This window comes from Pannonibacter sp. SL95, from assembly GCF_026672425.1.
Taxonomy (GTDB): domain Bacteria; phylum Pseudomonadota; class Alphaproteobacteria; order Rhizobiales; family Stappiaceae; genus Pannonibacter.
The window spans coordinates 449,604-464,235 of sequence record NZ_JAPPRC010000004.1 but is presented as its reverse complement, the minus strand read 5'-3'; the positions used below and the strand labels follow the sequence as shown (position 1 = coordinate 464,235).

At 65.6% G+C, this 14,632-nt stretch carries 15 protein-coding genes; 11 read left to right on the top strand and 4 right to left on the bottom strand.

Going from position 1 to position 14,632, the window contains the following annotated elements; genetic code table 11:
- Positions 1 to 74: 74 nt before the first annotated feature.
- The 7 genes from OVA12_RS12680 (at position 75) to OVA12_RS12650 (ending at position 6,354) form a co-directional block, all read left to right on the top strand.
- On the top strand, positions 75 to 656 hold the full coding sequence (locus OVA12_RS12680; protein WP_268137824.1) for an NADPH-dependent FMN reductase: 582 nt from the start codon (positions 75 to 77) through the stop codon (positions 654 to 656).
- A gap of 183 nt (positions 657 to 839) precedes the next feature.
- Positions 840 to 1,400 carry an ATP-dependent protease subunit HslV gene (gene hslV / locus OVA12_RS12675; protein WP_326493911.1) on the top strand — a complete coding sequence of 187 codons (561 nt, stop codon included), beginning with the start codon at positions 840 to 842 and terminating at the stop codon, positions 1,398 to 1,400.
- Positions 1,401 to 1,434: 34 nt separating this feature from the next.
- Complete coding sequence (hslU, locus tag OVA12_RS12670; RefSeq protein ID WP_268137822.1) at positions 1,435 to 2,739, top strand: ATP-dependent protease ATPase subunit HslU; 1,305 nt, start codon at positions 1,435 to 1,437, stop codon at positions 2,737 to 2,739.
- Positions 2,736 to 3,821, top strand: a complete 1,086-nt coding sequence (locus tag OVA12_RS12665) for a hypothetical protein (protein ID WP_268137820.1) — start codon at positions 2,736 to 2,738, stop codon at positions 3,819 to 3,821. Before hslU ends, OVA12_RS12665 begins: the two co-directional genes overlap by 4 nt.
- A 107-nt stretch (positions 3,822 to 3,928) precedes the next feature.
- Positions 3,929 to 4,438, top strand: coding sequence for an MmcB family DNA repair protein (locus tag OVA12_RS12660; protein ID WP_268137818.1), 510 nt, complete (start codon positions 3,929 to 3,931; stop codon positions 4,436 to 4,438).
- Positions 4,439 to 4,546: 108 nt separating this feature from the next.
- The gene (locus OVA12_RS12655; RefSeq protein WP_268137816.1) at positions 4,547 to 6,184 is read left to right on the top strand and encodes an FAD-binding domain-containing protein; all 1,638 of its coding nucleotides are present in this window, start codon (positions 4,547 to 4,549) and stop codon (positions 6,182 to 6,184) included.
- A 2-nt stretch (positions 6,185 to 6,186) separates the two neighbouring features.
- Entirely contained in the window at positions 6,187 to 6,354 is a 168-nt protein-coding gene (locus OVA12_RS12650) for a DUF2256 domain-containing protein (RefSeq protein ID WP_268138703.1), read from the top strand.
- 9 nt (positions 6,355 to 6,363) lie between these two features.
- Here the strand turns inward: OVA12_RS12650 and coaBC are convergent, their stop codons facing one another.
- Together coaBC and OVA12_RS12640 are read right to left on the bottom strand one after the other, a co-directional pair.
- Entirely contained in the window at positions 6,364 to 7,569 is a 1,206-nt protein-coding gene (gene coaBC, locus OVA12_RS12645; RefSeq protein WP_268138701.1) for a bifunctional phosphopantothenoylcysteine decarboxylase/phosphopantothenate--cysteine ligase CoaBC, read from the bottom strand.
- 14 nt (positions 7,570 to 7,583) lie between these two features.
- On the bottom strand, positions 7,584 to 8,864 hold the full coding sequence (locus OVA12_RS12640) for a penicillin-binding protein activator (RefSeq protein WP_268137814.1): 1,281 nt from the start codon (positions 8,862 to 8,864) through the stop codon (positions 7,584 to 7,586).
- Positions 8,865 to 9,028: 164 nt separating this feature from the next.
- On the opposite strand from OVA12_RS12640, the gene rsmI reads away from it, so the two are divergent.
- The 3 genes from rsmI (at position 9,029) to gshB (ending at position 11,438) form a co-directional block, all read left to right on the top strand.
- Positions 9,029 to 9,970 carry a 16S rRNA (cytidine(1402)-2'-O)-methyltransferase gene (gene rsmI / locus OVA12_RS12635; protein ID WP_268137812.1) on the top strand — a complete coding sequence of 314 codons (942 nt, stop codon included), beginning with the start codon at positions 9,029 to 9,031 and terminating at the stop codon, positions 9,968 to 9,970.
- The gene (locus OVA12_RS12630; protein WP_268137810.1) at positions 9,967 to 10,374 is read left to right on the top strand and encodes a YraN family protein; all 408 of its coding nucleotides are present in this window, start codon (positions 9,967 to 9,969) and stop codon (positions 10,372 to 10,374) included. Before rsmI ends, OVA12_RS12630 begins: the two co-directional genes overlap by 4 nt.
- Positions 10,375 to 10,493: 119 nt before the next feature.
- The gene (gene gshB / locus OVA12_RS12625) at positions 10,494 to 11,438 is read left to right on the top strand and encodes a glutathione synthase (RefSeq protein WP_268137808.1); all 945 of its coding nucleotides are present in this window, start codon (positions 10,494 to 10,496) and stop codon (positions 11,436 to 11,438) included.
- Positions 11,439 to 11,505: 67 nt separating this feature from the next.
- On the opposite strand, the gene OVA12_RS12620 is transcribed toward gshB, so the two are convergent.
- Positions 11,506 to 12,327, bottom strand: a complete 822-nt coding sequence (locus tag OVA12_RS12620) for a cyclase family protein (RefSeq protein WP_268137806.1) — start codon at positions 12,325 to 12,327, stop codon at positions 11,506 to 11,508.
- Between the two features lie 163 nt (positions 12,328 to 12,490).
- On the opposite strand from OVA12_RS12620, the gene OVA12_RS12615 reads away from it, so the two are divergent.
- Positions 12,491 to 14,017 (top strand): YifB family Mg chelatase-like AAA ATPase, encoded by a 1,527-nt coding sequence (locus tag OVA12_RS12615; protein WP_268137804.1) that lies wholly within the window; start codon positions 12,491 to 12,493, stop codon positions 14,015 to 14,017.
- Here OVA12_RS12615 and OVA12_RS12610 read toward each other — a convergent pair.
- Positions 13,977 to 14,390 (bottom strand): hypothetical protein, encoded by a 414-nt coding sequence (locus OVA12_RS12610; RefSeq protein WP_268137802.1) that lies wholly within the window; start codon positions 14,388 to 14,390, stop codon positions 13,977 to 13,979. The two genes, OVA12_RS12615 and OVA12_RS12610, sit on opposite strands and share 41 nt — an antisense overlap.
- Between the last annotated feature and the right edge of the window lie 242 nt (positions 14,391 to 14,632).

Genomic DNA, 14,632 nt, shown 5'->3' with positions numbered 1-14,632 from the left:
GTGAAGTCATTGAACTTTCTTCGTTCAGACCGCACTCTGCGCGGCAGATCCATGCGGCTGATCGAGGAGTTTTCATGCGCCATCCCAGAATTCTGGTTTTCTCCGGCTCCATCCGGGGCGGGTCCTACAACACGCAGCTGGCCGCGTTCGTGGCCAAGCAGCTGGTGCTGGCCGACGCGGACGTGACCCGCATTTCCCTCGCCGACTATCCGATGCCGCTTTACGACGGCGATCAGGAACGGGAGAAGGGAGCCCCGGAATCTGCACACAAGCTGAAGCGGCTGATGCAGGAGCACCAGGGCGTGTTCATCGCCTGCCCCGAATACAACACCGCCATTACACCTTTGCTGAAGAACACGCTCGACTGGCTCAGCCGTCTCAATGACCCTGGCGAGCCGGCGGCAGCGGCATTCAAGGGCCGCATCTTCGCAATTGGCGCCGCCTCGACCGGCGCACTGGGCGGAATTCGCGGGCTAATCGGGACGCGGACCATTCTGGAAGTCGGGCTCGGTGCCTTCCTGATCCCCGAGATGGTCATGGTACCCAATGCCGCGGACGCCTTCGACGACAAGGGCGATCTGCGCAACGAGCGCAGCATGGCCTCGCTGGATGCGATGGTGAAGCGGTTCCTTTCCGAGACCAGGGCCCGCGCCTGACAAGGCTAGACCAAGCGTGGCTTGGCGATTGACCGTTGCACGCCTAAATAAGGATCAACGAAGCGGCGACCGAAGATACGGATCGGCCCGGATCGACACGATCCGGACCGGGCTATCCATGTTTGCGGTCGCCGGTGTCTCCTGGCGCTGATGCCGGAGACGGATGCGACAGACGGACAGGACATGAGTTCAGAACACGGAATGGGCACCTGGCACGGGACCACAATCCTGATGGTCCGCAAGGGCGGCCGCGTTGTCATTGCTGGCGACGGACAGGTCTCACTCGGACCGACGGTGATCAAGAATACCGCGCGCAAGGTGCGGCCACTGGCCAAGGGCAGCGTGATTGGCGGCTTTGCTGGCGCAACCGCAGACGCTTTCACCCTCTTCGAGCGGCTTGAGGCCAAGCTGGAACAATATCCGGGACAGCTGATGCGCGCCTGCGTCGAGCTGGCCAAGGACTGGCGGACGGACCGGTATCTGCGCCGTCTTGAAGCCATGATGCTGGTCGCAGACAAGGATGTCTCGCTGGTCCTGACCGGCACTGGCGACGTGCTTGAGCCTGAGGGCGGTGTCATGGGTATCGGGTCCGGCGGCAACTTCGCGCTGGCCGCTGCCCGCGCGCTGGTGGACATCGACATGGAAGCCGAGGCAATCGCCCGCAAGGCGATGGCCATCGCCGCTGACATCTGTGTCTACACCAACGGCAATCTCACCATCGAAAGCCTGGAGAGCGCGCGCTGACACGCGGCGCGCCCCCGAGAGGACCATCGACACGATGACCAATTTTTCCCCCCGCGAGATCGTCTCCGAGCTCGACCGCTATATCGTCGGCCAGAAGGACGCCAAGCGCGCCGTCGCCATCGCCCTGCGCAACCGCTGGCGCCGCCAGCAGCTGGAAAGCCCGATGCGCGAGGAAGTCCTGCCGAAGAACATCCTCATGATCGGGCCCACCGGCGTCGGCAAGACCGAGATCGCCCGGCGCCTCGCCCGCCTTGCCAACGCGCCCTTCGTCAAGGTCGAGGCGACCAAGTTCACGGAAGTCGGCTATGTCGGCCGCGACGTGGAACAGATCATCCGGGACCTCGTTGAGGCCGGGATCTCGCTGGTGCGCGATGTGCGCCGGCAGGAGGTCAAGGCAAAGGCTCATGTGCTGGCAGAGGAGCGCGTGCTGGACGCGCTGGTCGGCGCCAGCGCCAGCCCCGCGACCCGGGACAGCTTCCGCAAGAAGCTGCGCGACGGTGAACTCGACAACCGCGAAATCGAGATCCAGGTTCGGGCGACGCCGCAGATGCCGGGCTTTGACGTTCCCGGCATGCCGGGTGCGAACATCGGCGTCATCAACATGTCCGAACTGCTCGGCAAAGCCTTTGGCGGCCAGACCAAAAGCCGGCGCGTGACGGTCAAGGAATCGCACGACATCCTGATTGCCGAAGAATCCGACAAGTTGCTCGACGAGGAAAAGGTCATCCGGGAAGCGGTTTCTCTGGTCGAGAATGCCGGGATCGTCTTCCTTGACGAGATCGACAAGATCTGCGCCCGCGATGGCCGTGTTGGCGGCGATGTCTCGCGCGAGGGCGTGCAGCGCGACCTGCTGCCACTGATCGAGGGAACTGTCGTTTCGACCAAGCACGGTCCGGTCAAGACGGACCACATCCTGTTCATTGCTTCGGGCGCGTTTCATGTGGCCAAACCGTCAGACCTTCTGCCGGAATTGCAGGGACGCTTGCCCATCCGCGTGGAACTGAAGCCGCTGACGCGGGAAGATTTCCGGGCCATTCTCACGGAACCGGAAGCAAGCCTGATCAAGCAGTATGTGGCCTTGCTGAAGACCGAAGAGGTGGAGCTGAGCTTTACCGAGGCCGCCATCGACGAGATCGCGGCCATCGCAGTGGAGCTGAATGCCAGCGTCGAGAACATCGGCGCGCGGCGGCTGCAGACGGTGATGGAGCGGATTCTCGACGAGATTTCCTACTCCGCCCCCGATCAGGCTGGCCGTGTTGTCGCCATTGACGCCGATCATGTGCGGACCAACGTGGGCGAACTGGCCCGCAACGTCGACCTGTCGCGCTTCATCCTGTGACCCTGACGGATAAACCCGGCGAGGACGCAGCGTCCTTTCTCCGGCACCGGCTTGCCCCCGGTGCCGGCAGCGGCCTGCTCGTCGTGGTCTATTCGCAGGTTCGTGTGCCGGACGGCAAGTTCGGTCTGGAGCGGATGTTCTCCGCCACCCGTCACGCCTGCCTGTTTCTCAACGACACGCGCAACGGCTGGTATCTGGGCCAGGAGGCAGCCATTGATGCCGCTATCGAGGCGGCCATGGCCTCGGTCCAGCCGGCCCGCATCCTTCATTACGGCGCCTCGATGGGCGGATACGCCGCGCTGGTCACCGGCCTGCGCCGGGGCGACGGGGCAATCCATGCCTTCGGCCCTGAGCTGGAGCTGGGCCGGCCCGGCAGCCAGAGCGCGCTTTATGGCCTGCCCCATCCCGGCACCCCGGCCGAGGCGCTGGCGCTGGACCCTGCGCTCGACGGGCTGCGGCGGGAGCTTGCCCATCCTGTTCATCTCTATTTCGGCCACCTTGATCCGGTCGATAGCGCCGGGGTCGCGCGGGTCCTGGCACAGGGACTGGGCAGCCGGCTGTTCGATCTCGCCTCCTGCCACGCCAGCCATGACCACCTCTACACGCTCAACGTGATCCGCAAGATCACCCGCACCTTCGACCGCGATCCGGAAGACGAGCTGGTGGCGCGGGGCCTGATCCGACCGTTGCCGCGTGCCTTTCACGCGGGCTTTGCGGCCGCCGGCGAGGCCTTTGCTGCCGGCGAACGGCTGACGCCTGAGCAGCTTGACGCGCTGGCCGCGCTCGCACCGGGCCACGCCGGCCTGCTGCGGCTGCGGGCCGAGGCGGCCGCTGGCACCGGCGATCTCGTTCACGCGGTTGACCTGATGCAGGCGGCGGAAGCGGCGATCACCCGGGATCCCGCCTTGCACGGCCTGCCGAAGCGCTGGCGCAAGGATCTGCCGCTGGCCAGGGCCGAATGGATGCTGACGCTCGGCAGGACGGATGCAGCCCTTGCGCTGCTGGCCGACTGCCGGGAGACCTTCGGCCCGGACGAGCGCATCGACACCTTGCGCGCGGCGGCCGAGACGGGGCTTGGCTGAACTACGCCGGACATCTCTTGCCGAAACCGGAAAAATCCGAACAAGCTTGATAAGGATTGCCGGGAACAGCGCTTGATTTTCGTGAACGAGAGAGGAACAAATAGAGAATGACCTCTATTGTCCCCTCTTCCGGCAATCGCATTGCCCTCGATGACCCCTTAACGGACGGCCGCCAGTCCGAGACCGCGCTGAAAGTCTGGCGCGGCACTGCCCGGCTGCTGCGCCTGCAGGGCTATGTCTGCCTGCCCGAACTGACGCTGGCCTCCGGCCGCCGGGCAGACCTCGTCGCGCTCGGCCAGAAGCAGGAGCTGGTCATCGTCGAGGTTAAGTCCTCCATCGCCGACTTCCGCGCCGACAGCAAATGGCCGGACTACCGCGCCCATTGCGACCGGCTCTATTTCGCCACCCATCCCGACGTGCCGCAGGACATTTTCCCGCAAGACGCTGGCCTGATCCTGTCCGACGGTTTTTCGGCCGACATCCTGCGCGAGGCGCCAAGCCATCCACTTCCGGCGGCCACCCGCAAGGCGGTGACCCTGCGCTTTGCGAGGCACGCAGCCCAGCGGCTGCACGACCTGATCGATCCGGACGCCCGCTTCCAGTCGGGGTCGCTCTGACGCGCGCCCGGTAATCCTCTTCAGGCCGGTCTGCGTAGAGGCACGGTAGTTGGTTGCATCCCCATCCTTGCGGCAGAGCTGCCTCCGCTGTGTTCCGTTGCCGGTGCCATGTCCGAGTTTCCGCCCCTGCAGGTCGTCTGGTTCAAGCGCGATCTGCGCAGCTTTGATCACCAGCCGCTGGTCGAAGCCGCGCGACGCGGCCCGGTGCTGCCGCTCTACATCGTCGAGCCCGATCTCTGGCGGCTGCCGGATGCTTCCGGCCGGCATCACGCCTTCCTTGCCGAGTGCCTGCACGAGCTGCGGCAGGATCTGGCTCGCCTTGGCCAGCCGTTGATCATCCGCAAGGGGGCCGCAGTCGAGGTTCTGCGCGCCCTGCACGCCCGGCGTGGCATCGCCACCCTCTGGTCGCACGAGGAAACCGGCAATGGCTTCACCTATGCCCGCGATCTGGCCGTGAAGGCCTTCTGCCGCGAGGCCGGCATTCCCTGGGAGGAGCCTCGCCAGACCGGCGTCATCCGTCGCCTGAAGAGCCGCAACGGCTGGGCGCAGCGCTGGGACCGCGACATGCGCCAGCCGCTGCTGCCCGAGCCGGCGCTGACGCCGCTGCCCGGCATCGAGCCCGGTCCCCTGCCGACGGCGCAGGACCTAGGCCTTGCCCCCGACCCCTGCCCCGACCGTCAGCGCGGCGGCCGCCGGGCCGGTCTTGCCTGTCTCGGCAGCTTCCTGACCCAGCGCGGCCGCACCTATCGTGCCGCCATGTCCAGCCCGGTCACCGGCTTCGATGCCTGTTCGCGGCTGTCGCCGCATCTGGCCTTCGGCACCTTGTCGCTGCGCGAGGTCACGCAGCGGGCGGAGGACCGGCTGCGCGCGCTGGTCGAGAGCGGCGACAGCGGCGCCGCGCGCCAGTGGCAGGGCGCAGTCGGATCGTTTCTGTCCCGCCTGCACTGGCATTGCCACTTCATGCAGAAGCTGGAGGATGCGCCCGAGCTGGAGTTCCGCAATCTCCACCGCGCCCACGACGGCCTGCGCCCGCGGCAGCCCGACGCCGCCCGGCTCGCGGCCTGGTGCGAGGGCGAGACCGGCCTGCCCTTCGTCGACGCGACCATGCGCGCGCTCAATGCCACCGGCTGGATGAACTTCCGCATGCGCGCGATGCTGATGGCCGTGGCCGCCTATCATCTCTGGCTGGACTGGCGGGCCCCGGGCGAACATCTGGCGCGGGCCTTCACCGACTACGAGCCGGGCATCCACTGGCCACAGGTGCAGATGCAGTCCGGAACCACCGGCATCAATACCATCCGCATCTACAACCCGGTCAAGCAGGGGCAGGATCAGGATCCGCAGGGCGTCTTCATCCGCCGCTGGGTCCCGGAACTGTCCGAGGTGCCGGATGCCTTCCTTCATGCGCCCTGGACCTGGGGCGGCGCGGCGTCGCTGCTGGGCCGACGCTATCCCGAGCCCATCGTCGATCCACTGGCGGCCGCCCGTGCGGCCCGCGACCGGGTCTGGGGCCTGCGCAAGGAGCGCGAGTTCCACCGCGAGGCGGACCGGATCCAGGACCGCCACGGAAGCCGCAAGGCCGGCATCGCCAACCGCGGCCAGCGCAACGACGGGGTCTCGGCCGCGCGCAAGGGGCGGACGAAGGCGGCCCCTGATGGACAGCTCAGCCTGTTTGCCGCCGGTCCCGAACCTGTCTCCGACCCGGAGCCCCATCCCGACCCCGCTCAGGCAGGCCAGATCACATGAAGATGCGCAAGAAATCCGATCTGCCGCAGAAGACCTGTGTCACCTGTGGCCGCCCCTTCACCTGGCGCAAGAAATGGGAAAAGGTGTGGGACGAGGTCCGCTATTGCTCCGACCGCTGCCGCAACGAGCGTGGCAGCAAGGAGCGGAAGCAGGCCACGCCCGGCGCTTAGACAGTCGTCTCAGGTCAGCGCGGCGGCAATCCGCGCGGCGAGACGACGCGCGACCTCGCCCTTGTCCAGCGTCGGCCAGTCTTCCACGCCGGCCGCCGAGACGATGCGCACCGTGTTGGCGTCGCCGCCCATCACGCCGGTTTCCGGGCTGACATCGTTGGCGACGATCCAGTCCGCGCCCTTGCGCGCAAGCTTGGCCTGCGCATTGGCAATGAGGTTCTGGGTTTCTGCCGCAAAGCCGACGACGAGCCTCGGCCGCCGATCGCCCAGATGACCCACGGTCGCCAGGATGTCCGGATTTTCCGTCAGGGCCAGTGCCGGCGGACGGCCAGTGCCATCCTTCTTGATCTTTTCGGCCCCTTCCGCCGCCACCCGCCAGTCGGCGACAGCTGCGGCCATGACGGCGGCCTCGGCCGGCAGCGCAGCCTCGACGGCCGCCAGCATCTGCCGCGCCGTCTCCACATGCACCGTGGTAACGCCCTTCGGATCGGGCACCGTCACCGGACCGCTGACCAGCGTCACCCGGGCACCAAGCGCAGCCAGTGCGGCGGCGATGGCATGGCCCTGCTTGCCGGAGGAGCGGTTGGCGATGTAGCGCACCGGGTCAATCGGCTCATGCGTGGGACCGGAGGTGATGACGACATGCCGCCCGGCAAGAGGACCGGGAGCCGGCACCAGCATCGCCGCGACACGCTCGGCAATCGCCAGCGGCTCGCTCATGCGGCCAACACCTGCCTCACCGCTTTCCGCCATCTCGCCGCTGTCCGGACCGATAAAGGCAATGCCATCTGCCGTCAGTCGCGCCACATTGCGCTTCGTTGCCGGGTGGCTCCACATCGCCGGGTTCATCGCGGGCGCGACCAGCACCGGCTTTTTCGTCGCCAGGAGCACCGCTGTGGCAAGATCACCGGCCAGTCCGTTGACCATCTTGGCCATCAGATCCGCCGTCGCCGGGGCCACCAGAACAAGATCGGTTTCCCGCGCCAGGCGGATATGCCCCACATCCTGCTCCGCCTCCCGGTCGAACAGGTCGGTGTAGACACGGTCGGCGCTGAGGGCACCCGCGGCCAGCGGCGTGATGAACTCCTGCGCGCCGGCAGTCATGATCACGCGTACAGCCGCGCCCCGTTCGCGCAGGCGGCGGATCAGATCCAGCGACTTGTAAGCGGCAATGCCACCGCCAATGATCAGGAGGATCCGCTTGTCCGAAAGCATCATCGCATCAGCCATCAGGAGGGCGCGCGGAAATCACGGGGAGCAGGCGAGATCACCTTGACCCCCGTCGGCGCGATTTCATAGACGGCAAGCCCGCGCTCGCTCTCGCCATTCGGCAGGAACCGGAATACGCCATCGATGCCGAGGAAGCCGTCGCGGTTGGTCAGGACCGGCTGCGAGAACCGCTGCGGCCCGGCCGAGCGGACAAGGCCAGCCGCAAGAATGGTGCCATCATAGGCCAGCGAGGCATTGCGCGGCGGAACGCTGCCGTAGGCCGCCTGATAACGGCCGGACAAGGCATCAAAGCTGGACCGCTCCGGCCCGGGGAACCAGGTGCCCGCCATGATCGGATTGCTGGTCACCTGCGCTGCGTCCCATTGGCCGCTGCCCAGAACCTTGATGTTTGCCAGATTGCCGCCCTGGGTCATCAGGCTCTGCATCACGAATGGCGCAACACTGGCCGCCGGCAGGAACAGCGCATCGGCCTGCGGAAGCACGCTGACGAGCGCCTGGGTCTTGGCCGTCAGGTCCGATGTGTCGGATCCGGAGACCTTGTAGCGCTGGATCGAAACCACCCGCCCGCCGGTCCGCCCGACTTCCTGGCGAAACGCTGCCTCGGTGACGGCGCCATAAGCATCGTCGGGCAGCAAGGCGACATAGGACTTGCGGTTCTGGGTCGCGGCATAGCCGATGATGCGGCGGACGTCGCCGGCCGGCAGGAACGACAGGAGATAGACACCGGGGCCGGCGACCGACGTATCCGTCGAAAACGCAACGATCGGAACCCCGGACGTGCGGGCGACGCTGGCCGCCCCGCTAACGGCCGGCGCAAACACCGGACCAAGCAGCAGCTCGGCGCCTTCGGAAATGGCAGACTGCGCAGCGGCCCGGCCGCCTTCCGCCGTTCCGGCTGTATCCTTGACCAGAAGCTGGATGTCCGAGCCCTGGAAGTCCTTCAACGCCAGTTCGGCGGAGTTGCGGAACGTCGTCGCGATGGCCGTCGCCGATCCTCCAGCCGACAGCGGCAGAAGAAGGCCAACCCGCACGGTACCGTTGCCGATGGTCTGGCCGGTCACGGCGGGCGTGGACGGCGTTGCGGGCAGGGTTTGCAGTCCATCAGGCGCGGTGCCCATGGTCGACCCCATGCAGCCGGTCAAAAGGCTGGCTGCGGTCAGCAGGCCGGCAAGCCGCTGGACCATTCGGCGCGGAGCGCCTGGCGAGGCAGCGCGCGGCGCGAAAGATCCGGCTGCCGGGCCGGCAAATGGGGCAGTGGCGGCAACAGTCGTGTTTTCCACTCGGGCCTCCTCGCATCCGCGATCAAAAACCATTACGAATTCAGAACGTTCCTGTCCAGCCATGTGAACGCCTGCAAAGGTCGCCTGTCGTCTTTGCAACATGATAATGAATGCGGGCCCCTTGGGGCCGACACCGCGACGCGCCAACCTGAAAGACCACTCTCATGGCCGAAACACCGGCAGACCGCCGTTTTTTCATTGGTGAGCACGCCTATACCGCTCCGGCCCAGGAAAGCGCGCTCTACGTCGTCTCCACACCCATCGGCAATCTTGGCGACATAACCATTCGGGCGCTGGAAACACTGGCTGGGGCCGATGTGATCGCCTGCGAGGATACACGGGTCACCGCCACGCTGACCCAGCGCTTTGGCTTGAAGGCGCCGTTGCTGCCCTATCACGAGCACAACGCCGAAAGGCAGCGCCCGCGCCTGCTCGCCGCGCTGGCCGAAGGACAGGTCGTCGCGCTTGTCTCGGATGCAGGCACGCCGCTCGTTTCCGATCCGGGCTATCGGCTGGTCCGCGACGTGCTCGCCGCCGGGCACAAGGTCGTGCCGATCCCTGGAGCCTCCGCACCGCTTGCCGGGCTGGTTGCCTCTGGCCTGCCAACGGACACGCTGCTGTTCGCCGGTTTCCTGCCGCAAAAGGCAGGCGCACGGGCCCGCCGCCTGTCCGAACTGGCCACCATTCCGGCGACCCTGGCCTTCTTTGAATCTCCCCACCGGCTCAGTGCCTCGCTGGCGGCGATGGCCGCCTCACTCGGTGAGCGTGAGGCAGTTGTCGCCCGCGAACTGACCAAACGGTTCGAGACGTTCCAGCGCGGAACCCTGAGCGAGCTTTGCGCCTATTACGAGGCCAATCCGCCAAAGGGCGAAATCGTTGTTCTCGTCGCCCCGCCAGCCGAACAGAAGCCGGATGTGGACCCGGCCGATGTGGAGACGCTGCTGCTGGCCGCGTTGGCCGAGATGCCAGTGGCACAGGCCGCCAAGGATGTCGCCAAGCGGACAGGCCGGGATCGTGCGGAGATCTATCGTCTTGCCCTTGCGTTAAAGGCGGAGGGCGGCGAAAGTGATGATCATCCCGATCCGGATCCTTCCGATACGCCATGAGTTTTCCGTCCGCCCTGCCCCCGGCTGATCACAGGCCGCGCAACCGTCGCCGCGCCTATCGGCTTGGGCACGGCGCGGAAAGTCTGGCAGCGCTGATCCTGCGCCTGAAAGGCTGGCGCATTCTGGCTCGCCGGTTCAAGTCAGGCGCCGGAGAAGTCGATCTGATCGCCCGGCGCGGGGAGGTTCTGGCCTTTGTCGAGGTCAAGGCGCGGCGAAGCCGCACTGCGGCGCTTGAAGCCGTGAGCGCGACCGCGCGCGGCCGCATCATACGGGCGGCGCAGATCTTCCTTGTCCAGAACCCGGACCATGCCGACAGCACCCAGCGGTTTGATCTCATGCTGATTGTGCCGTGGCGCCTGCCGGAACACCTGACCGATGCCTTTCGCCCTGACCAGCTGATGTGAAAAAGCCGTGATCAGGCACGGGCATCGTCATTCTGGACAAGTCGGTCCAGAAATCCCATATCATGATCACCCACCCGATCCGCGCCGGCCTCCCCCGGCGCCATTTCCGGAGAGTTGGCATGTCGCTCAAGGTTGCGGTCCAGATGGACCATATTTCGTCCATCAACATCCTGGGCGACAGCGCCTTTGCGCTGATGCTGGAGGCCCAGGCGCGCGGTCACACGCTCTATCACTACACGCCTGACCGCCTGGCGCTGCGCGGCGACAAGGTCTTTGCTGCGCTGGAGCCTGTCACGGTGCGCGACGAGAAAGGCAACCACTTCACGTTGGGCGCGCCCGAGCGCATGGACCTCTCGAGCATCGACGTGATCCTGATGCGGCAGGATCCGCCGTTCGACATGGCCTATGTCGCTGCCACCCATCTGCTGGAAAAGATCCACCCGCATACCCTAGTGGTGAACAACCCAGCCGAAGTGCGCAACGCGCCGGAGAAGCTCTTCGTCACCGAGTTCTCCGACCTCATGCCACCGACCCTGATCACCCGCGACCGGGCAGAGATCGACGCTTTCCGCGAGGAACATGGTGACATCGTCATGAAGCCGCTGTTCGGTCACGGCGGTGCCGCGGTGTTCCGCATCACCCAGGACGACCTCAACTACGGCTCACTGTACGACTTTTTCGCCGCCACCTTCCGCGAACCCTGGGTGATCCAGCGTTTCCTGCCCAACGTCAAACATGGCGACAAGCGCATCCTGCTCGTCGATGGCGAATTCGCCGGTGCGGTCAACCGCGTGCCGGCGCCGGGCGATCTGCGCTCCAACATGGTACGCGGCGGCTCTCCGGCCGAATCCGACCTCAGCGACCGTGAGCGCGAGATCTGCGCCCGCATCGGCCCAGCCCTGAAGGCCAAAGGCCTGCTCCTCGTCGGCATTGATGTCATCGACGGCAATCTGACCGAAATCAACGTTACCGCCCCGACCGGCATCCGCGCCATCAAGCGCCTCGGCGGCCCTGACATCGCCATTCGCGTCTGGGACGTCATCGAGGCGCGGCGGCGCGGATAACCCCCGATCGGGTTTACAGGGGTGACCGGGCCAACCGGTTCCCCTGTAAACCCTTGAAATCTTTTGCTTACACTAGAGCCAGAATGCGCGCGGGACCACCCGTGCCGCCCTTGTGTTTCGGGGCGCCAACAATGAGTGTGGCGCCGGTCACGGGCAGCTGCTCCAGATTTGCGATGCACTCGATGCCCCAACGGTTGCTCGGCAGCCATTTGTAATGGGTGGCGAAATCCGGCGACGCGCCGAAATCAAGCGACAGGGTATCGACGGCGATGCCGACGACCTTGGCCTCCTCGATCAGCATCGCGGCTGCCTCGACGTGGAACCCGGGAAAATGCATCACGCCCTTGTCGTCGGGATTGCGGAACTTCGGACTGGCAACGTGCTTGTCCCAGCCTGACAGCATGGCAACGCAGGCTCCGTCGGGGATCGCGCCATTGGCTGCGATCCAGGCCTTCAGGTCATCCGGCGTGACCTGCGCGTCGGCGTTTTCGGCAGCCTTGGCCCGGATATCGACGATGGCAAGCGGAGCGATCAGGTTGCTGACCGGGATCTCGGCCACCGACTGTCCATCCTCCGAGAAATGCAACGGCGCATCCACATGCGTGCCAGTGTGTTCGTTCACTCTCAGCTCGTAGAGGTTGAACTTGTCCTTCTGATAGTCAAACAGCTTGTTTGCGAAGAATTGCTGTTCGCCGAAAAACGTCGGGAAGCTTTCGCTCAGTTCATGCGTCAGGTCACTGACCTTTGTAGGCACGGCGGCCATCGCCGGCATTGCCGAGCTTGTAACTGTAACGGCAGCGGCAACACTGCCGGCAGCAGCCAACCGGAACATGTCCCGGCGAGACAGCATCCGGTTCTTTACCGCGATCATGACGCAAGCATCACACATTGCAAAGCGCTCCCCTGTTCCCGACTGCCCCTGAAGCCTCAATATGCTGCGCCGGATTTCAGGCAACGGCAAGAGGCCGGCGATGAATTAATGTTCTCTTTACGTTCTTGACTCTCCAAAAAGTTGTCGTATCGTCTTCCTCGACCTTTCGGGGAGTTGGGGTATGGTCAGTCGCGTAACAACTGTCGCGTTCCAGGGTATCGAAGCCGTTCCGGTCGATGTCCAGGTCATGGTCGGACCGGGGATGGTGGCCTTCACGATCGTCGGATTGCCGGACAAGGCGGTTGGCGAAAGCCGGGAACGGGTCAGGGCGGCGCTGCTGGCCTCCGGTCTGGCGCTTCCGGCCAAACGGGTGACCGTGAACCTTGCACCAGCGGACCTTCCCAAGGAAGGGTCACATTACGACCTGCCAATCGCGCTTGGCATCATGGCGGCCATTGGTGCAATTCCGGCCGACATGCTGGCTGACTACCTTGTGCTTGGCGAACTGGGCCTCGACGGGCGGCTTGCGCCCGTTGCCGGTGTCCTGCCGGCGGCCATTGGCGCCAATGCGCTTGGTAAAGGCCTGATCTGCCCGGCGGACTGCGGTCCGGAGGCAGCATGGGCTGATGGCGAGATGAGCATCCTGGCCCCGCGCTCCCTGATCCAGCTGGCCAATCACTTCAAGGGTACGCAGGTGCTGTCCCGTCCAGCGCCGAAGTTGCGCGGGCCGGCGGGAGACTTGCCAGACCTTGCCGACGTGAAAGGCCAGGAAAGCGCCAAGCGCGCGCTGGAGATCGCGGCAGCTGGCGGCCACAATCTCCTGATGGTCGGCCCTCCAGGTGCCGGCAAGTCCATGCTGGCCAGCAGGTTGCCCTCGCTACTGCCGCCACTGAGCCCGCGGGAGCTGCTCGAAGTCTCAATGATTGCCTCGCTGGCTGGCGAGCTTGCCGATGGCAAGCTGACGGATCGCCGGCCGTTTCGGGCCCCGCATCACTCAGCGTCGATGGCTGCGCTGGTCGGCGGCGGGCTCCGGGCGCGTCCGGGCGAGGTGTCGCTTGCCCATAATGGCGTGCTCTTCCTCGATGAGCTGCCCGAGTTTCAGCCGCAGGTGCTCGACAGCTTGCGGCAACCCCTCGAAACGGGCGAAACCGTCATTGCGCGCGCCAATCATCGCGTCACATATCCCTCGCGGATCCAAATGATCACGGCCATGAACCCGTGCCGTTGCGGCCACGCCGGCGAACCTGGGCACGTCTGCCGGCGCGGACCGCGTTGCGCCATCGAGTATCAGGGCCGAGTTTCCGGCCCCTTCCTTGACCGGATTGACCTGCGCATTGAAGTCCCCTCGGTAACCGCGTCAGATCTTCTTAGCCCCGGAAAGGCCGAAAGCTCAGCCAGCGTTGCAACACGCGTGGCAAGGGCCAGAGACATCCAGCGCCAGCGCTATCTGGCCCTGGGACTGGGCGAGTGCACGAACGCCCGCCTGCCTGCCGGGCTTGTGGACGAGGTGACCAGGATTGATGCGGCCGGCCGCAGCTTCCTGACAGATGCAGCCAATGCGCTGGCCTTGAGCGCGCGGGGCTATCACCGTGTGCTGAAGCTTGGCCGCACCTTGGCCGATCTAGACGGATCAGGCCCTGTGACACGGCTGCATCTGGCAGAAGCGCTCAGTCTTCGGGGCGAGGCAGTGCTGCGGCAGGCGGCTTGATCCGGCGTCCAGCCAGCATGGTCGCAACCTGCAGGGCGAAGGGGCCGGAAGCGGCCAGTTCTTTGACAATTGAATTGGACAGGTTGTGCAGACGGCCTTCCAGGTGCCTTAAAGGCGCGCGGCGAAAGGGTTTCCGAAAGGGTTTGCCGCCCATTCTGCGATGACAGTGAATCACCAGAGCAGACCGACGCGCGAGGCTGCTGCGGAGACGGCGATGACGGGCAAACACGATCGGACATCTGGACAGGATCAGCGGCGGTCCGTCATGCGCCCGACCGATGAGGCTCTGCCAGAAGAAACCGGGCGTCATCCGGATGGGGAACGGGAAAGCGATGCCCAGTCTGCGGGCGATGTTCAAAAGCCTGGCGTTCACCCTTCGCGTGATCCTGTCGATGGTGCACCGCTGACCGGAGGAGCTCGGGATTCGGAGCGGACGGATGCCGCCGTCGATCCAAAGGCTTCTGTGGTACCGCCGCGACCGTCGTGGCGGGAAAGGGCCGCGCAAGCCGCACCAACCGTCGCCGTCGCTCTGGCCCCGATTTGCGCCCTCGTACTGGTCAGCGGAGACACGGTCTCGCGCGTTGCTGCCATCACGATTGCGTTTCTGGCTGGTGC